The sequence below is a fragment of the Microbacterium jepli genome, from assembly GCF_047237905.1.
Classification (GTDB): domain Bacteria; phylum Actinomycetota; class Actinomycetes; order Actinomycetales; family Microbacteriaceae; genus Microbacterium.
Genome location: NZ_JBDFLW010000005.1, coordinates 2,555,077 through 2,572,494 on the forward strand (window position 1 = coordinate 2,555,077; position 17,418 = coordinate 2,572,494).

The window sequence follows — 17,418 nt, forward strand, 5'->3', positions numbered from 1 at the left end:
GGTCGGATGATCACGGCGAGGGGACGAGGAAGAAGCCGTCGAGCACGCCGGGGTTGTGGGCGTGCACGAGCACGAGGAACACGACCGCGTCGAAGAGCAGGTGCACGGTCACGACGTAGGCCAGTGATCGCGTGCGCAGGAAGATGAACCCTTGCAGCAGCGCGAACGGGATGGTCAGGAGCGGTCCCCACGCGCGGTAGCCGAGCTCCCACAGGAACGACACGAACACGATCGTCTGCAGCACGTTCGCCTGCCACACCGGGAAGTGACGGCGCAGCAGCGCGAAGACGGTGCAGACGAAGAACAGCTCATCCCAGATGCCGACCGCGCCGACGCCCACGAACAGCCGCGCGATGAGCTCCGGCGTGTCCACGACAGGCCAGTTGAGGTAGACCCCCGAGGTGATGAAGTAGAACGGCATGATGAGCCAGCCCAGCACGAGCACGCTCGCGAGCCAGGCCCACTGGAAGGTGGTCCACCGGCCGCCGCCGCGCCACGGGAAGCCGATCGTGCGATCGCGGTAGACGAACCGCGAGATCACGTACGGCACCACGACGGCACCGCCGAGGCCCAGGGTGAAGCGCACGAATGCCACGTTGTCGAGTTCCGCCTTCAGCGGGATCACACTGACCACGAGCAGCCCGGCGGCGATCAGCGACAGGTCGCGCAGGAGGCTCGGCGCACGCGTCTGACCCGGCAGGACCTCGAGGGGAGCGGAGGCGCGACGCTCCAGCATCCACGCCGATGCCATCGCGGCCGCGAGCAGCACCCATCCGAGCCACGGCAGCAGCAGCACGAAGAAGGCCGGCGCCGCGAGGCACGCGAGCAGAGCGGGCAGGAGTCCCCACGACCACGCCGGCAGGGCGACGGCGGGAGACGACGACGGATGCTGCGGCATCAGCGCTCCAGCGGACAGGCGTTCACGAGCGAGGCGTGCGGCGGTAGGCGAGGTCGCGGATGTCGCGCCCCACGCGGGCGCCCTTGCGCTCGAACGCGGTCTCGACGCGACCCTCGAAGCGATCTGCCCAGTCGCCGTCGAAGGCGCGCTCGAGGGTGGGGATGCCGTCGAGCACGTCGCGCATCCAGCGTGCGTACTCCTCCCAGTCGGTCGCCAGGCGCAGCATCCCGCCGTCCGTCAGCACGCGCGCGGCGAGGTCGCCGAACTCCGCCGTGACCAGGCGGCGCTTGAAGTGCTTGTGCTTGTGCCACGGGTCGGGGAAGAACACCCAGAGCTCGTCGAGCGATCCCTCCGGCAGCAGGTGCGCGAGCACCTCGGGCGCGTTCGCCTCGACCATGCGCAGGTTGCGGGCGCCGGCACGATCGGCTTCGTACATCGTGCGCGCCAGCCCGGCGCGGAAGACCTCGATGGCGAGGAAGTCGTCGTCGGGACGCGAGGAGGCGGCTGCGACGATCGCGTGCCCCTGCCCCGAGCCGATCTCGGCGATCAGCGCGGCCTCGCGGCCGTACACCTCGCGCGGGTCGATGGCGGTGCCGGGGAGGATGCTGGTGGCCGGGGCATCCCGCGTGACCGTCAGCAGGTACTCCGGCGAGAGGCGCTCCCACGCGCGGTCCTGCCCGTCGGACATCCGTCCGCTGCGGCGGACGAAGGACACGGGGCGGTCGCGGTGGCGGCGCGGGTCGGCGGGGGTGTCGGACACCCCTCCAGGGTATCGACCGGCGTGGAGCGGACCCGCCGCGCTCTCGAACCAGACGGTCCGACGCGGCTCGGCGAGGGTCAGGCCGTGACGAAGTCGATGAGCTCCTCGACGCGGCCGAGCAGGCTCGGCTCGAGATCGCGGTAGGAGTTCACGCTGCCGAGGATGCGCTTCCACGCCCGGGCGATGTCCGCCTGGTCGCGCGCCGGCCAGCCCAAAGCGCGGCAGACGCCGACCTTGAACTCGATGCCGCGCGGCACCTCCGGCCACCGCTCGATGCCGACGGCGCGGGGCAGCACGCACTGCCAGACGTCGATGTAGGGGTGGCCGACGACGCGCAGGTGGCGGCCGTGCGGGCCGCGCAGGGTGGCCTCGACGAGACGCGTCTCCTTCGAGCCGGGCACGAGATGGTCCACGAGCACGCCGTAGCGCCGCTCGGCGGACGGCGGATCGTCGGCGAGCGCCTGGTCGAGCAGATCGACACCCTGCAAGTATTCGACGACCACTCCCTCGGCGCGCAGGTCGTCGCCCCAGACCTTCTCGACGAGCTCGGCGTCGTGGCGCCCCTCGACCCAAATGCGGCTGGCACGGGCGACTCGGGCCCGCGAGTCGGGCGTCGCGAACGACCCCGACGCCGTCCGGGCGGGGCCTGCCGGAGCCTTCGGCGCGGGGGGCACGAGGATCACATCCGCACCGTCGATCAGGAAGCCGGCGCCGAGCGGGAACTGCCGCCGCCGGCCGTGGCGGTCCTCGAGCTCGACCAGGCCGGAGCCGATGCGTACGACGGCGCCGCAGTAGCCGTCAGCCGCCACCTCCACCACGAGGTCGCGCTCCGCCGGGACGCGCGCGAGCACCTTCGCGGCCTTCTCCCGCCAGCCCTTGGCCAGCACATCCGAGCCGTACCGATCGTCCATGCGCCCCTCCCGACCGGGCGAGCGTAGCCGCCGCGCACCCGCGCGGACGCCGGACCCGCCGGTCAGCCGCCTACCCGGGGCCGTCCGCCCCGTCAAGCCGCCGCCGTCGCTTCCCGCGGGAAGCGGTCCGTCAATAGACTCGATCGGAGGGACGGCTGTGGAGTCCCCGCGGAGGAGGAGTCGATGCGTGCTCGCTGGGCGGTGTCGCTCGCCGCGGCGCTCGCGATCGTCTTCACCGGGGCGGCGACGGCGGCCTCCGCCACTCCCCCGCCTCCGCTGGCCGACTCGTACATCACCGATGAGGTGGGCGTCCTCACCGATCAGGAGGCGATCGACCTCAGCACGCGGATGACCGAGACCTACCGCAAGACCGGTGTCGACATCTTCGTGGTCTACGTCGACACCTTCACGTCTCCGGACGACAGCGAGGCCTGGGCCAATCAGCTCGCGAACGACAACGGCCTCGGCCCCAAGCAGTATCTGCTGGCCATCGCCGTCGACTCCCGCCAGTACTACCTCTCCGCCGACAGCAGCGGGCCGCTGAGCGTCCCGCAGGTCAGCCAGGTCGAGGATGCCGTGAAGCCGCAGCTGACCGCCGGCGACTGGATCGGCGCCGCCACCACGGCGGCCGGCACCGTCGACCAGCTGCTCGGCACGTCCGGCGGCGGCGCGAGCCCGACCGGTGCCGACGGGGGCGGCGTCATCACCGGCATCCTCGTGGTGGTCGTCATCGCGCTCGTGATCCTCGGCATCGTCTGGCTCGTCCGGAGGCGCCGACGTCCCTCGGTCACCGCTCCCGCCGGTCCTCCGCAGGTCTCCACCGCGGACCTGGCCCGCGAGGCGTCGTCCGCGCTCATCGCCACCGACGACGCCATCAAGACGAGCGAGCAGGAGCTCGGCTTCGCCAAGGCGCAGTTCGGGGATGCTGCGACCACCGAATTCGAGCAGGCTCTGGCCCGCGCATCGCAGAACCTCACCCAGGCCTTCACGCTGAAGCAGCAGCTCGACGACGAGGTGCCTGACACCGAGGAGCAGACGCGCGCCTGGAACGAGCAGATCATCCAGCTGTGCCGCGAGGCGAACGACGGACTGGACGAGAAGGCCGAGGCGTTCGACGAGCTGCGCAAGCTCGAGCAGAATGCACCGGAGGCGCTCGCGCGCGTGCGGGAGGCGCGGGAGACCGCGGCCGCCGGCATCGACGGGGCCGCAGCATCCCTCGCCGCCCTCACCGCGCGATACTCCTCCGACGCCCTCGCGACGATCGCCGACAACCCCGATCAGGCGCGCGAGCGCATCGCGTTCGCCGACGCCCAGCTGGCGGAGGCCGAGACCGACATCGGCGCCGGACGCGGCGGCGAGGCGGCCGTCGGCATCCGTGCCGCGGAGGAGGCGGTCGCCCAGGCCGTGCTGCTGGAGCAGGCCGTCGACAAGCTCGGCGCCGATCTCGCGGCCGCCGACGCGGGCATCGCGCCACTCCTCGCCGAGCTCGAGGCCGACATGGCGACCGCCGCGACGCTCCCCGACGCCGACGGGCGCGTCGCCGCGGCGATCGCTTCGACGCGCCAGCGGGTGGACGCCGCCCGGACGGCGAGCGCCGGCACCGACAAGCGCCCGCTGCAGACTCTCGAGTCGCTGCAGGCGGCGAACACCGAGATCGACGCGGTCATGCAGGGCGTGCGGGATGCCGCGGCCCAGGCCGAGCGCGCCCGCCAGCAGGTCGGTCAGACCATCCTGCAAGCACAGGCGCAGGTGTCGGCGGCCGAGGACTACATCACGGCACGCCGCGGCGCCGTCGGCGCCGAGGCGCGCACCCGGCTGGCCGAAGCCGGCGCCTCGCTCGTGCAGGCGCAGCAGCTGCAGGCGGTCGACCCGGCGCAGGCGCTGCAGCAGGCGCAGCGCTCGGCGCAGCTGTCGGCCGAGGCGATCCAGCGCGCGCAGGACGACGTCGGCGCCTTCGGCGGCGGAGGCGGACTCGGCGGGATGCTGGGCGGCGGCCAGGGCGGCGGCAACTCTGGCGGCGGCATGCTGGGCGCCGTGCTGGGCGGCATCGTCATCAACTCCATGCTCGGCGGCGGACGCTCCGGCGTATCAGGCGGCCTCGGCGGTCTGGGCGGCTCGGGCGGACTCGGCGGCATGTTCGGCGGGGGCGGCGGAGGCCGGTCGTCCGGCGGCATGCGCCCCGGCAGCTTCGGCGGAGGCGGCACCCGCGCCCGCCGAGGAGGTGGCCGCTTCTGAGCCGCACTCCCGTCGCCGCGCCGGTGCGGCATCCCTCGTCCTGATCCACTTCTCGACCTCTCCCATGAATAGGAAGGAAACCCGATGGCAAAGCAGTCCATCTTCGGTCGCATCTCGACCCTCCTGAAGGCGAACATCAACTCGATGCTCGACTCCGCCGAGGACCCCCAGAAGATGCTCGATCAGCTCGTGCGCGACTTCTCGAACAACATCGCCGACGCAGAGTCGGCCATCGCCGAGACGATCGGCAACCTGCGTCTGCTCGAGCGCGACCACGCCGAAGACGTGCAGGCGGCGACCGAGTGGGGCAACAAGGCCCTCGCCGCCAGCCGCAAGGCCGACGAGCTGCGCCGCGCGGGCAACACCGCCGACGCCGACAAGTTCGACAACCTGGCCAAGATCGCCCTGCAGCGTCAGATCAGCGAGGAGAACGAGGCGCGCGCCACGGCTCCGCAGATCGCGACGCAGACGCAGGTCGTCGACCAGCTCAAGGATGGCCTCAACGGCATGAAGCAGAAGCTGGAGCAGCTGAAGTCGAAGCGCTCCGAGCTGCTGGCGCGCGCCAAGACCGCCGAGGCGCAGAACAAGGTCGTCGACGCCGTCAAGTCGATCGACGTCATGGACCCCACCAGCGAGCTGGGCCGGTTCGAGGACAAGATCCGCCGCCAGGAGGCCCTCGCCGCCGGCAAGCAGGAGCTCGCCGCGTCGAGCCTCGACGCGCAGTTCAACCAGCTCGAGGACATCGGCGAGCTGACCGAGGTCGAGGCACGCCTCGCCGCACTCAAGGGCGGACAGGCTCCGGCCGCGATCGAGAGCGCCCAGAGCTGACGCTCTGACCCGTTCGACGGGCGTCGCTCCTCCGGGGGGCGGCGCCCGTCGTTGTGTGGGGGTGTGGTGGTTCGCGGGTCGGACGGCGACGGGTCCGGCTGGGCCGGGTCGGCCGCCAGACCCGCGGAAACGTCCGCCTTCGGGCGCCGCTGTTCGCCCTCCGCGGAGCGGCCTCGGTGCCCGCGCGTGGTGGGGCAGGATGAGCCCATGACCCGATTCATCGTGGCGCCGCAGTGGCAGGGCTCGTCATCCTCCCGCGCGATGCAGCTCATCGACGGCGCCCTCGCCATCGCGGGCGACCTGCCCCGTGCCACGACGACCGTCATCGACGTGCCGGCCGAGGCCGGAGAGAGCCTGGAGTCGGGGGTGCGGCGCCTGAGCTCGCTCACTCGCGTCCGCACGGCGATCGAGGAGGCCGTCGCCGCTGCGGATGAGCCCGTGGTCATCGTCGGCGGCGACTGCGGCGTCACGCTCGCCGGAGTCGGTGCCGTGGCCGGTCCCGACCTGGCGGTGGTGTGGCTCGACGCGCACGCCGACCTGAACTCCCCAGAGACGTCCGACTCCGGTGCGTTCCACGGCATGGTGCTGCGTGCGATCCTCGGCGAGGGCGCCGATGTGCTGAGCCTGCCGGCCGAAGTCATCACCCCCGACCGCGTGGTGCTGGCGGGCACCCGCCAGTTCGACCTCGGCGAGGAGCTCTACGTCTCGGCTACTGGGATGACGGCGCTCACCGTCGACGACCTCGCCGACCCCACCGCGCTGGCAGACGCCGTCGCCGCGACGGGCGCCGCGCGCGTGTACATCCACGTCGACCTCGACGTCCTCGACCCCGGGGAGATGGGTGCCCTCACCCATCCGGTGCCGTTCGGAGCGACAGTGGCTCAGGTGGTCGCGGCGATCAGAGCGGTGCGTGAGCGGATGCCGCTGGCCGGAGCATCCCTCACCGAATTCTCCCCCTCCTCGCCCGAGGCCGCCGTCGACGACCTCGGCGCGATCCTGCGCCTGGTCGGGGCGCTCGCGTGAGCCCGATCCCTCCTCCCCCGCGCTTGTGGCGCGCCGACGCCGACCGCGCCGTCGCCCGCGGGAAGCGCATCGAGCGGATGATCCCGACCGTCCTGCTCGACTCCCCCGTCAGCCGCGTCGGCCTCTGGTACGGCCGCACCGTCGGCTGGATCTGGGGGACGCTCTGGAGCACCGGGCGCATCGAGCGCCGCGGCGGTCTCTGGGTCTTCCGCGGACTCCCGTCGTGGGCGTTTCCGCGCGGTGGCGTGTGCGTCGGAGACTGCTTCCTGACCGGCGACGAGCCCGTGACCGACGCGATCATCGCGCACGAAGCCGTGCACGCCCGGCAGTGGCGCCGCTACGGCTTCCTCATGCCGGTGCTGTACTCGCTCTCCGGGCGCGATCCGCTGCGCAATCGCTTCGAGATCGAGGCGGGCCTGGAGAACGGCAACTACGTGCCGCGCGGGTCCTGAGCGGAACCGCGGGAGTTGCCGCGCGGGTTCTGACTCGAACCACGGGCGTCAGTCCGCGAACGGCGCCCGAGCCCGGGATCAGCGCGCGGTCGGCCGAGGTCAGCGCGCGGTCGTGAGGCCGAAGCGCTCCGGCGTGTGGATCGCGTCGGCGGCCATGCCGAGGCGGCCGGTGAGGTGGTCGACGATGTCAGCCGTGCCGAGGTAGCCGCCCAGCAGGGTGACGCGGGTCGCGTCGTCCTCGGCGCAGAGCATCTCATCGGCCCATGCGGCGACGGCGCGGGATAGCGCCTCGCCGGTCGCGCACGCGCGGCCGGTCCCGGGTGCGCCGCTGCGGGCCGAGCGATCGAGCCACGTCACGACCATGCGCGCGGGAGCGCTCACCTCACCGATCCATGACGCGTCGGGAACCTCGATGAACACCCGACCGGTCGAGCAGATCGGCAGCGTCGCGAGGACGGCCTGCAGCTCGGACAGCGCGTTCTCGTCAGCGGTGATGAGCTGCTGCACGCGCGCGTGGCGCACGGTGCGGCAGAGGCTGGCGTTGTGTTCGGCGGAGGACATGGCGTGCTCCAGTGTACCCGCCGCAGAGAAGGGTTGCCTAACCTCACTCGAATCCGTCGGCGGTGCCGGATCAGGACTCGATGAGCACTCGGCGCAGCTCGGCGATCTCGTCGTCGCGGAGCCCCTTGGCTCGGAGGTACTCCACCGGTCCGCCGTAACGCGTCGTCAGATCGTCGAGCAGGCCGCGCATGACGTGGGCGGGCGAGCGCGTCGCCAGCTCCACGAGGTTCTCGGAGTCGGGGAACGCCGCCCGCAGTCGCTCGATGATCATCTCGTTGCGCTCGGCGGGAAGCATCGACTCGGTGCGCGCGTAGTCGGCGATGACCGCCTCCCGGTCGACGCCCGCGGCGAGCAGCGTCAGGGCCACGGTGACACCCGTGCGGTCCTTCCCGACCGTACAGTGCACGAGCACCGGCTGATCGGCGAGCACGCTGCGGACGACCTCGACCACCTGGTCGGCGGAGTCCTCGACGATCTCGCGGTAGAACTGCGCCAGCGACGCATCCTGCTGGAAGAACGACGAGATCGATCCGAGATACAGCGGCACGCGCTGCATCTGCAGGTCCATGCCGTCCACCCGGCTCGGCGAGCGCTCGACCTCCTCGTCGTCGCGCAGGTCGATGATGCGGCGCACCCCGAGCCCGCGGAAGGCCTCGGTTCCGGGCTCCTCGAGTGCGGCCAGATTGCCCGAGCGGTAGAGCACGCCGAACCGGGTGCGGCCGTCGCCGGCGGGCAGACCGCCGACGTCGCGGAAGTTCATCGCCCCCGGGACGAGTGTCTGGTCGGTCATCAGGTGGTGGCCTTCGGCCGGGGCGGCACCGGGTAGCGCCCGGCGATGGTGACGCGGTTGAAGGCGTTGATGGAGACCAGGATCCAGCTCAGCCCGACGTACTCCTGCTCCGAGAGGATGCCGCCGACGTGGTCGTAGACGGCGTCGGGGATGCCCTCCTCGGAGATGAAGGTGAACGCCTCCGCCAGCTCGAGCGCCGCCCGCTCGCGCTCGTCGAAGACGCCCGACTCGCGCCACGTGGCCAGCTGCGCGATCTCGTCGGCGGTCAGCCCGGCGACCAGCGCCCGGTCGACGTGCACCCGTACGCAGTAGGCGCACCCGTTCAGCTGCGACGCGTGCAGTTGGACGATCTCCTTCAGGCGATCGTCGATGCCGTTCGCCGTGGCGATGGCGCCGACCGCCTTCGAGAACGCCTCGAGCGCCTTGTAGGCCTCCGGCGCCGATCGGGACAGGTGCACACGGCGTTCATCCGACATGGTGCCAGCCTAGCCAGCCCCCGCCGGGCCGGCCGGTGAGCTGATCAGCACCGCACTCATCTTTGTGTCCCACTTTCTGCAGACGTCACCGGCGTGTTGTGCAGCGAGTGGGACACAGTCACGCCGTGCGCGCGAGGGAAGTACACCGTGTCCCACTTTCTGCGGAAGTCACCGGTGTGTTGCGCAGGGAGTGGGACATCATCGAGCCGTGCGCGCGCGGGGGACAATGGAGGGCCCTGACCCGTCACCACCGAGGATGCCGCGTGACCGACTTCGACGAATTCTCCTTCCTGCCCGCCCAGGCCGCCGACATCGGCCACGACGGCGAGCTCCCCCACCGCGAGCGCGTCGACTTGACTCTGCCGGACGGTCGCCGGCTGAGCGCCATCCGCACCACCCCGGCCGACGCGCCCGGCGCGTCCCCCGTCGTGACGCTGCTGCACGGCGCGGGGCTGAACGCCCACACCTGGGACACCACGATCCTGGCGATGGGACTTCCCGCCCTGGCGATCGACCTCCCCGGGCACGGCGACTCCTCATGGCGCGACGACGCGGCGTACGTCGCCCGGGTGCTCGCCGCCGATGTCGCCGCCGGAATGGATGCCTGGACCGACACCCCCCAGCTGCTCGTCGGGCAGTCGCTGGGCGGCCTGACGGCGGCGGCGGTCGCAGCATCCCGGCCCGATCTCGTGAGCGAGCTGGTCGTCATCGACATCACCCCGGGCCTCGACCCCGACGCGGGCGCCTCCCAGATCCGACAGTTCTTCGCCGGACCCACCGACTGGGCCAGCCGCGACGAGCTCGTCGAGCGCGCCCTGGCCTTCGGTCTCGGCGGCTCGCGCACGGCCGCCGAGCGCGGCGTCTTCCTCAATTCCCGCGTGCGCGCCGACGGACGCGTGGAATGGAAGCACCACTTCGCCCATCTCGCCGCCGCAGCCGCCGCAGCCGCGTCGGGAGAATCGAAGACGGATGCTGCAGCCGCCGGCTCCGCGCCGCACGACGCCGTCTCGGCGGTCCTGGGAGAAGCCGGCTGGGACGACCTCGCCGCCGTCTCCGCGCCCGTCACGCTTCTCCGAGGCGACCACGGCTACGTCACGGAGGAGGATGCCGCGGTGTTCGCCGCGCGCGTCCCGGCGGCCTCGATCGAGACCGTCGCGTCGGGGCACAACGTGCAGGAGGAGCTGCCCGTCGAGCTCGGCCGTCGCCTGCGGAGCCTCGTCCGGAAGGATTGAGGCCTGTGTTGCGTTCCATGTAGCGCGTTGCACGCCGTCTCGCACGGAACCGTAGGCTTGCCCCAACCCCCGAGTCGCCGACTTCCCCGGCATCCGCACACCCCTTTGGATGCCGCGGCCCCGCGAAAGGACCCCCACATGCGTCGCCGCATCACCCTGGCCGCCGCCGCCCTCGTCACCACGAGCGCACTGCTGCTGACCGCCTGCTCCGGAAGCCCTGCCGGCGAGACCACGACGTCGACGGGTCCCGCGGACTCCAGCGCCACCCTCCGGGTCGGCCTCGTGCTCGAGCCGTCGAACCTCGACATCCGCCACACCAGTGGCGCCGCCCTCGAGCAGGTGCTCATCGGCAACGTCTACGAGGGGCTCGTCAGCCGGTCGCAGGACAACGAGGTCGAGAACGCGCTCGCGACGGACCACACCGTCTCCGACGACGGACTGACCTACACCTTCACCCTCGCGCAGGGAGTCGCTTTCCACAGCGGCGACCCCCTCACGGTCGACGATGTGGTCTCCTCCTTCACACAGGTCAAGGACGACGAGACGATCATCGGTCACGCCGACTTCGCGAACGTCGCGAGCATCGCCGCCGACGGCGCGGACAAGGTCGTCGTGACCCTGACGACGCCCGACCAGAACTTCCTGTTCAATCTCACCGGCCCGGCCGGCCTCGTCGTCAAGGCGGGCGACACCACCGACCTCAAGACGGCCGAGAACGGCACGGGCCCGTTCACCCTCACGCGTTGGAACCAGGGCGACAGCCTCGAGCTCGCCCGCAATGACGCGTACTGGGGAGAGCCGGCGGGCGTGGCATCCGTCGTCCTGCAGTACATCCCCGACTTCACCGCCGGTGTGAACGCAGCGCTGGACGGCAGCCTCGACGTGCTGACCGCGGTCGACCCCACGCTCGCCCCGCAGCTCGACGGCGCGCAAGGCTTCAGCCTCACGACGGGCAAGACCACCGACAAGGCGACCCTGGCGTTCAACAACAAGAAGGCCCCGCTCGACGACAAGCGCGTGCGCGAAGCGCTGCGCCTGGCGATCAACCACGACGACCTCGTCACCGCGGTCGGCGCCGGCCAGACCATGTACGGCCCGATCCCCGAGCTCGACCCCGGGTACGAGGACCTCTCGAGCACGATCTCGTATGACCCCGAGCGGGCCAAGGAGCTCCTCAAGGAGGCCGGCGCCGAGAACCTCGAGCTGACCCTGACGATCCCGTCCTTCTACGGCACCACCGTGCCGCAGGTGCTCGTGTCGGACTTCGAGGCCGTGGGCGTCGACCTGACCGTCGACGCGGTCGAGTTCTCGACGTGGCTGCAGGACGTCTACACGAACCGCGACTACGACCTGAGCTTCGTGCTGCACGTCGAGCCCCGCGACTTCGGCAACTTCGCCAACCCCGACTACTACTTCGGCTACGACAACCCCGACGTGCAGAAGCTGTATCAGGAGGCGCTCGCCACGGTCGACCCCGACGAGTCGGCCGACCTGCTGAAGCAGGCCGCGAAGATCGTGTCGGAGGACAGCGCGGCCGACTGGCTGTACAACGGCGCGACGATCACGGCGGTGCAGTCCACCGTCAGCGGCTTCCCCGTCGACTCGATCAACTCGCGCATCGACCTCGCCGGCGTGACCGTCTCGAAGTAGCCTCCCGGAGTGATCCGCTACGCGCTGACCCGGGCAGCCCTCCTCCTGGTGGGGCTGTTCGTGGCCAGCGTGCTGATCTTCCTGTCGCTGCGCGTGCTGCCCGGCGACGTCGCCCAGCTGATCGCGGGCAGCGAGGGCACCCCCGCGCAGGTGGCCGCCATCCGCGAGAGCCTCGGGCTCAACGAACCGGCGATCACGCAGTACTTCGGCTGGATCGGCGGCGTGCTGACCGGCGACCTCGGCAGCTCGCTGCTGACCGGCTCGTCGGTCGCGACGGAGCTCGCCCAGAAGGCTCAGGTGACGGTGCCGCTGGGCATCCTCGCGCTCACGATCGCCCTCATCATCAGCGTGCCGCTCGGCGTGCTGTCAGCGCTGCGCCGCGGCCGTCCCGGCGGCACGGCGCTCAGCGTCGCGTCGCAGGCACTGGCTGCGGTGCCGGTCGTCTGGGCCGGCATGATGCTCGTCGTGGTCTTCGCCGTCTGGCTCGGCTGGCTCCCGGCACAGGGCTTCCCCCGCGACGGATGGGCCGAGCCGGGCGCCGCCCTCCGCGCCCTCATCCTCCCCGCCCTCACCATCGGCGTGGTGGAGGGCGCGATGCTGCTGCGCTTCGTGCGGAGCGCGACGCTCCAGGCGATCGGGCAGGACTACGTGCGCACCGCGGCCGCGAAGGGCCTCACCCGCACCACGGCGCTGCTGCGCCACGGCCTGCCGAACGTGGGGCTGTCGGTGATCACGGTGCTCGGTCTGCAGGTCGCCGGCATCGTGGTCGGCGCCGTCGTGATCGAGCAGCTCTTCACGCTGCCGGGCATCGGACGGATGCTGGTGACCGACGTCGGCAACCGCGACCTCCCCAAGGTGCAGGGAGAGCTGCTCGTGCTCACCGGCTTCGTGCTGCTCGTCGGGTTCCTCGTCGACCTGCTGCACCGCTTGATCGACCCGCGCCAGAGGGAGTCGTGATGTCCGCCGCCGAGGCTCTTCGCGACGGCTGGCTCCGTCGCCTGCTGTCGCTGTCGACCGGACGCTTCGGCGTCGCCGTCGTACTGCTCATCGCGCTGACCGCGCTCGTCGCCCTGTTCTGGACGCCCTTCTCCCCCACGACGACCGACATCTCGGCCCGGTGGACGGGGCCGAGCTGGCCGCACCTGCTCGGCACCGACGGATCGGGCCGCGACATCCTGAGTCTTCTCATGGCCGGCGCGCGCACCACGGTGTTCGTCGCGGTCGGCGCGGGCGTGATCGCGACGGTCATCGGCATCGCCCTGGCGGCCCTCGGCGCGCTGACGGTGCGATGGGTGCGCGAGTCGGTCGCGGTGCTCGTCGACATCCTCATCGCCTTCCCCGTGCTCATCATCGCCACGATGATCGCCGCGGTGTGGGGCCGGTCGCTGTGGGTGGTCATCTGGGCCGTCGGCATCGGCTTCGGCGTCAACATCGCCCGCGTCACGCGGCCGGAGCTGCGACGGGTGCTCCACACCGACTTCGTGCTGGCGGGACGCGCCGTCGGGCTCACCCCGTTCCAGAACCTCGTGCGTCACCTGCTGCCCAACGTCGCACCGGTCTTCATCGTGCAGCTCTCGTGGGCGATGGCCGTGGCGGTGCTCGCCGAGGCGGGCCTGTCGTACCTCGGCTTCGGCGCCTCGCTCACCGACCCGTCGTGGGGTCTGCTGCTGTCCGACCTGCAGCGCTACATCGGCGTGTACCCGCTGTCGGTCGTCTGGCCCGGGCTCGCGATCACGCTGACGGTGCTGGGCTTCAACCTGCTCGGCGACGGGCTGCGCGAGGCGACCGATCCGACACTGTCGCGCCGCAGGGCGAGCGCCCGCACGCACGTGCCGGGAGTCGTCGCATGAGCCTACGCGTAGAGGGTCTCACCATCGACATCGACGGCCGGCGGGTCGTCGACGGGGTGTCCTTCGCCGTGCCCGACGGCGCCCGTCTGGGCCTCATCGGAGAGTCGGGATCGGGGAAGTCGCTCACGGCGCTGGCGATCCTGGGCCTGCTCCCCGCGGGTGCAGAGGTCGGCGGCAGCATCCGCTGGAACGACCGCGAACTCATCGGCATGCCCGACCGCGAGCTCGCGCAGTTGCGCGGCGACGACATCGGCATCGTGTTCCAGGAGCCGCGCACCGCCCTCAACCCGATCCGCACGGTGGGCCGCCAGATCGCCGAGTCGATCCGCATCCACGAGAAGGCGAGCCGCGCCGAAGCGAAGGCGCGCGCGATCGCCGAGGCCGAGCGCGTCGCCCTTCCCGACCCGGCGCGTATCGTCGACCGCTACCCGCACCAGCTGTCCGGCGGTCAGCGTCAGCGGGTCGCCATCGCGATGGCCCTCGCGTGCCGGCCGCACCTCCTGATCGCCGACGAGCCCACCACCGCGCTGGACGTCACCATCCAGGACGAGATCCTGCGGCTCCTGCTCGGTCTCGTCGAGGACGCCGGCATGTCGCTCGTGTTCATCACCCACGACCTCGCGGTGCTCTCGCGCATCGCCACGCACGGGGTCGTGCTGTCAGACGGACGCGTCGTGGAGGACGCACCGATCCGACGCCTTCTGACAGCGCCGCAGTCCCCGATCACGCAGGGGCTGCTGCGGGACGCCACGGCGACGGTGTGGCGGCCGGAGGGCACCTCGTGAGCGACGACGTGCTCCTGCGCGGGCGCGGGCTCGGGCGCACCCACCGACTCCCCCGCACGTCCCTCTTCGAGCGCCCCCGAACGACGGTCGCCCTCGAAGACGCCGACATCGACGTGCGCACGGGGTCGGCGGTCGGCGTCATCGGCGAGTCCGGCTCGGGCAAGTCCACCCTCATCCGCCTGCTGCTGGGCCTGGACGCCCCGACGGCGGGCACCGTCCACTTCGAGGGCAGAGAAGTGGATGCTGCGGCCTCCGCCCGCTCGCTGCACTGGCTGCGACGGGCCACCGGTGTCGTGTTCCAGGACCCGTACGCCTCGCTCGACCCCCGCATGTCGGTCGGGCGCATCGTCGGCGAGCCGCTGTGGGCGCTGGGGATCGAGGGCGACCGGCGGGCGCGGGTGCGCGAGACGCTCGAGGACGTCGGACTCGAGGCCGACATGGCCGATCGCTTCCCCCACGAGTTCTCCGGCGGGCAACGACAGCGCGTCGCGCTCGCCCGGGCCATCGTGCACCGCCCCACGCTGCTGGTCGGCGACGAGCCGCTGTCGGCCCTCGACGTGACCGTCCGTGCACAGATCCTGGCGCTGCTGGGGCGGCTGCGCGAGCGCGACGGCATGACGCTCCTGCTGGTCTCGCACGACATCGGCGTGGTGCAGAACCTCTGCGACGACGTGCTCGTGCTCAAGGACGGTCGCATCGTCGAAGAGGGGCCGACCGAGAAGGTGCTGCTGCAGCCCCAGGCCGCCTACACGCGGCGCCTGCTGGCATCCGTCCCCGTCATCGACCCGGGCTCCGCGGGCGCCTCCTGACGCGGGCGGCGACGTGTGTCGCGATGTCTCCGAGCGGCGGACGGATGTCGCCGGCCGGGGTTAGCCTCTGACCATGACGAGCGCGCTGCATGGGATCATCCCCCCGTACCTCCTGGCCCGCCTGGCCGCCACGGACGAGCCCGCGCTGGCACGCGCCTCGGCCGCCGCGAAGGCGACTCTCCTGGCCGATCGCGTCGTTCGCCCGCAGCGCTCCCGCGTGCGCCTGTCGATCGAAGGCGACGGCACGCTCGTCGTCGAGAACGCCCCTGCCGCCGACCGCACGATCTACGACGCGAAGAACACGGAAGACCTCCCGGGCACACGCGTGCGCGGCGAAGACGACGCCGCCTCGGGCGACTCCGCCGTCGACCAGGCGTTCGACGGCCTGGGCGCGACGTTCGACTTCTACTGGGAGGCCTACCAGCGCAGCGGCATCGACGGCGCCGGTGCCCCGCTCATCGCGACCGTCCACTACGGCGAGGACTACGACAACGCCTTCTGGAACGGCGAGCAGATGGTGTTCGGCGACGGCGACGGCGACGTGTTCACCGGGTTCACCTCCTCGCTCACGGTCATCGCCCACGAGCTCACGCACGGGGTGACCGAGCACGAGGGCGGGCTCGAGTACCAGGGTCAGTCGGGGGCGCTCAACGAGTCGCTGTCCGACGTCTTCGGCGCACTGACCGAGCAGTACACGAAGGGCCAGACGGCCGACGCCGCCGACTGGCTGATCGGTGCGGGCATCTTCACGCCGGCCGTGCAGGGCGAAGCCCTGCGCTCGCTGAAGGCTCCCGGCACGGCCTATGACGACGACGTCCTCGGCCGCGACCCGCAGCCCGCCCACATGGACGACTACGTCGAGACGACCGACGACAACGGCGGCGTGCACATCAACTCCGGCATCCCGAACCACGCCTTCTACCTGACGGCCACCGCGCTGGGCGGCAACGCGTGGGAGCGCGCCGGACTCGTCTGGTACCGCACGATCACCGGCGACCTGTCGCCCACCGCCGACTTCGCGGCGTTCGCGGCGGCCACCCTGGCCGCGGCCGCCCAGGAGTACGGTGAGGACTCGGAGGTCGTCGACGCCGTCCGCGCGGGGTGGACAGGAGTCGGCGTGCTGGAGGATGAGTCAACCGACCGCTGATGATGCGGATGCCGCGGCATCCGCTCTCGTCGTCGTCACCGTCGTGCGCACCGGCGGCATCGCGGGCATGCGCAAGACCTGGAGTGCTGAACCCGCCCCCGACGAGCAGGAGCACTGGGTCACGCTGATCGAGAGCTGTCCGTGGGACGAGTCGGTCGGCGAGACCCGCGGCGCCGATCGCTACGTCTGGAGCATCAGCGCCCGCTGCGGAGAGCAGCACCGCGAGGCCGACCTGCCCGACCAGGCCGTGGCGGGGCCGTGGCGGACGCTGGTGGACGAGGTGCGGCAGGTCGCGAAGCGCTGACCGGTCGGGTGCGGCAGGTCGCGAAGCGCTGACCGGTCGGGTGCCGCAGGTCGCGAAGGGCTCTCAGCCCGCGTCCCCGTCCTCGCCGCGCTCTCGGCGGCCGAAGAGCGATCGTGACTGCTTCTTCGGCTTCAGATGCTTCTGCAGGTAGATCGTGCCGAGCCAGCGCCCGAACTTGAAGCCGACGCGGCCCATGCGGCCGACCTCGACGAAGCCCAGGCGCTCGTGCAGCGCGACGGAGGCCTCCGCGCCCTTGTCGCTGATGATCGCGACGATCTCGCGGATGCCGGCGTTCTCGCACGCCTCGATGAGCGCCTCGAGGAGGGCGCGCCCGAGACCCTTGCCCGCCGCGGCGTGGCCGAGGTAGATCGAGTTCTCGACGCTGAACCGGTACGCCGACTTGGTCGACATGGGCTGCACCAGCGCGTAGCCGAGGATCTGCCCCGACGGCGATTCGGCAACCAGGAAGGGCAGCTTCAGCTTGTGGAGGTGCGCGAACTTCTCGCGCCATTGCGCGATGGTCCAGCGCTTTTCGTCGAAGGTCACCACGGAGTTGGTGACGTAATAGTTGTAGATCTCGCGGATGTCGGGGATGTCGCTCTCGCGGGCGGGGCGGATCTCGTAGGCGAACGGCGCCTCCTCGACCGGCGGCTTGCGCAGGTGACGCGGGAGCACGCGCCGCTTCTGGTATTCCTCCTCGAGCATGC

19 protein-coding genes are annotated in these 17,418 nt (G+C 71.5%); 12 read left to right on the forward strand and 7 right to left on the reverse strand.

From position 1 onward, the window contains the following. Positions 1-10: 10 nt before the first annotated feature. The 3 genes from ABC304_RS16400 to ABC304_RS16410 form a co-directional block, all read right to left on the reverse strand. Positions 11-898, reverse strand: a complete 888-nt coding sequence (locus ABC304_RS16400) for a CPBP family glutamic-type intramembrane protease (protein WP_412932391.1) — start codon at positions 896-898, stop codon at positions 11-13. Positions 899-920: 22 nt separating this feature from the next. Beyond that, positions 921-1,586, reverse strand: a complete 666-nt coding sequence (trmB, locus tag ABC304_RS16405; RefSeq protein WP_412932985.1) for a tRNA (guanosine(46)-N7)-methyltransferase TrmB — start codon at positions 1,584-1,586, stop codon at positions 921-923. Positions 1,587-1,735: 149 nt separating this feature from the next. Next, positions 1,736-2,569, reverse strand: coding sequence for a DUF3097 domain-containing protein (locus ABC304_RS16410; RefSeq protein ID WP_412932393.1), 834 nt, complete (start codon positions 2,567-2,569; stop codon positions 1,736-1,738). Positions 2,570-2,752: 183 nt separating this feature from the next. Here ABC304_RS16410 and ABC304_RS16415 point away from each other — a divergent pair, with 183 nt between their 5' ends. The 4 genes from ABC304_RS16415 to ABC304_RS16430 all read left to right on the forward strand — a co-directional run bounded on the left by ABC304_RS16415 (position 2,753) and on the right by ABC304_RS16430 (position 7,107). Beyond that, positions 2,753-4,804, forward strand: a complete 2,052-nt coding sequence (locus ABC304_RS16415) for a TPM domain-containing protein (RefSeq protein ID WP_412932395.1) — start codon at positions 2,753-2,755, stop codon at positions 4,802-4,804. 84 nt (positions 4,805-4,888) lie between these two features. After that, on the forward strand, positions 4,889-5,632 hold the full coding sequence (locus ABC304_RS16420; RefSeq protein WP_412932397.1) for a PspA/IM30 family protein: 744 nt from the start codon (positions 4,889-4,891) through the stop codon (positions 5,630-5,632). A gap of 207 nt (positions 5,633-5,839) precedes the next feature. Then, positions 5,840-6,655, forward strand: coding sequence for an arginase family protein (locus tag ABC304_RS16425; protein ID WP_412932399.1), 816 nt, complete (start codon positions 5,840-5,842; stop codon positions 6,653-6,655). Beyond that, positions 6,652-7,107, forward strand: coding sequence for a Fe-S oxidoreductase (locus ABC304_RS16430; RefSeq protein WP_412932401.1), 456 nt, complete (start codon positions 6,652-6,654; stop codon positions 7,105-7,107). The genes ABC304_RS16425 and ABC304_RS16430 overlap by 4 nt, the downstream gene beginning before the upstream one ends. A 99-nt stretch (positions 7,108-7,206) precedes the next feature. On the opposite strand, the gene ABC304_RS16435 is transcribed toward ABC304_RS16430, so the two are convergent. The 3 genes from ABC304_RS16435 to ABC304_RS16445 all read right to left on the reverse strand — a co-directional run bounded on the left by ABC304_RS16435 (position 7,207) and on the right by ABC304_RS16445 (position 8,934). Continuing rightward, positions 7,207-7,668 (reverse strand): SIP domain-containing protein, encoded by a 462-nt coding sequence (locus tag ABC304_RS16435; RefSeq protein ID WP_412932403.1) that lies wholly within the window; start codon positions 7,666-7,668, stop codon positions 7,207-7,209. Positions 7,669-7,738: 70 nt separating this feature from the next. Then, a complete protein-coding gene (locus tag ABC304_RS16440) occupies positions 7,739-8,458 on the reverse strand; it encodes a tyrosine-protein phosphatase (RefSeq protein ID WP_412932405.1) in 720 nt (239 codons plus the stop codon). Then, positions 8,458-8,934 carry a carboxymuconolactone decarboxylase family protein gene (locus ABC304_RS16445; protein ID WP_412932407.1) on the reverse strand — a complete coding sequence of 159 codons (477 nt, stop codon included), beginning with the start codon at positions 8,932-8,934 and terminating at the stop codon, positions 8,458-8,460. The genes ABC304_RS16440 and ABC304_RS16445 overlap by 1 nt, the downstream gene beginning before the upstream one ends. 263 nt (positions 8,935-9,197) lie before the next feature. Between ABC304_RS16445 and ABC304_RS16450 the strand changes: the two genes are divergently transcribed. The 8 genes from ABC304_RS16450 (at position 9,198) to ABC304_RS16485 (ending at position 16,711) form a co-directional block, all read left to right on the forward strand. After that, on the forward strand, positions 9,198-10,166 hold the full coding sequence (locus ABC304_RS16450) for an alpha/beta fold hydrolase (RefSeq protein ID WP_412932409.1): 969 nt from the start codon (positions 9,198-9,200) through the stop codon (positions 10,164-10,166). 138 nt (positions 10,167-10,304) lie between these two features. After that, positions 10,305-11,816, forward strand: coding sequence for an ABC transporter substrate-binding protein (locus ABC304_RS16455; RefSeq protein WP_412932411.1), 1,512 nt, complete (start codon positions 10,305-10,307; stop codon positions 11,814-11,816). Positions 11,817-11,825: 9 nt separating this feature from the next. Then, positions 11,826-12,773: an ABC transporter permease gene (locus ABC304_RS16460; RefSeq protein ID WP_412932413.1), complete on the forward strand. Its 948-nt coding sequence runs from the start codon at positions 11,826-11,828 to the stop codon at positions 12,771-12,773. After that, a complete protein-coding gene (locus tag ABC304_RS16465; RefSeq protein ID WP_412932415.1) occupies positions 12,773-13,666 on the forward strand; it encodes an ABC transporter permease in 894 nt (297 codons plus the stop codon). The genes ABC304_RS16460 and ABC304_RS16465 overlap by 1 nt, the downstream gene beginning before the upstream one ends. Next, positions 13,663-14,451: an ABC transporter ATP-binding protein gene (locus ABC304_RS16470; protein WP_412932417.1), complete on the forward strand. Its 789-nt coding sequence runs from the start codon at positions 13,663-13,665 to the stop codon at positions 14,449-14,451. The genes ABC304_RS16465 and ABC304_RS16470 overlap by 4 nt, the downstream gene beginning before the upstream one ends. Next, entirely contained in the window at positions 14,448-15,260 is an 813-nt protein-coding gene (locus ABC304_RS16475; RefSeq protein WP_412932419.1) for an ABC transporter ATP-binding protein, read from the forward strand. The genes ABC304_RS16470 and ABC304_RS16475 overlap by 4 nt, the downstream gene beginning before the upstream one ends. A gap of 73 nt (positions 15,261-15,333) precedes the next feature. Continuing rightward, complete coding sequence (locus tag ABC304_RS16480; protein WP_412932421.1) at positions 15,334-16,407, forward strand: M4 family metallopeptidase; 1,074 nt, start codon at positions 15,334-15,336, stop codon at positions 16,405-16,407. Continuing rightward, positions 16,388-16,711: a protealysin inhibitor emfourin gene (locus tag ABC304_RS16485; protein ID WP_412932423.1), complete on the forward strand. Its 324-nt coding sequence runs from the start codon at positions 16,388-16,390 to the stop codon at positions 16,709-16,711. Before ABC304_RS16480 ends, ABC304_RS16485 begins: the two co-directional genes overlap by 20 nt. 63 nt (positions 16,712-16,774) lie before the next feature. Here ABC304_RS16485 and ABC304_RS16490 read toward each other — a convergent pair whose 3' ends face one another. After that, the gene (locus ABC304_RS16490) at positions 16,775-17,416 is read right to left on the reverse strand and encodes a GNAT family N-acetyltransferase (RefSeq protein WP_412932425.1); all 642 of its coding nucleotides are present in this window, start codon (positions 17,414-17,416) and stop codon (positions 16,775-16,777) included. Positions 17,417-17,418: the final 2 nt, after the last annotated feature.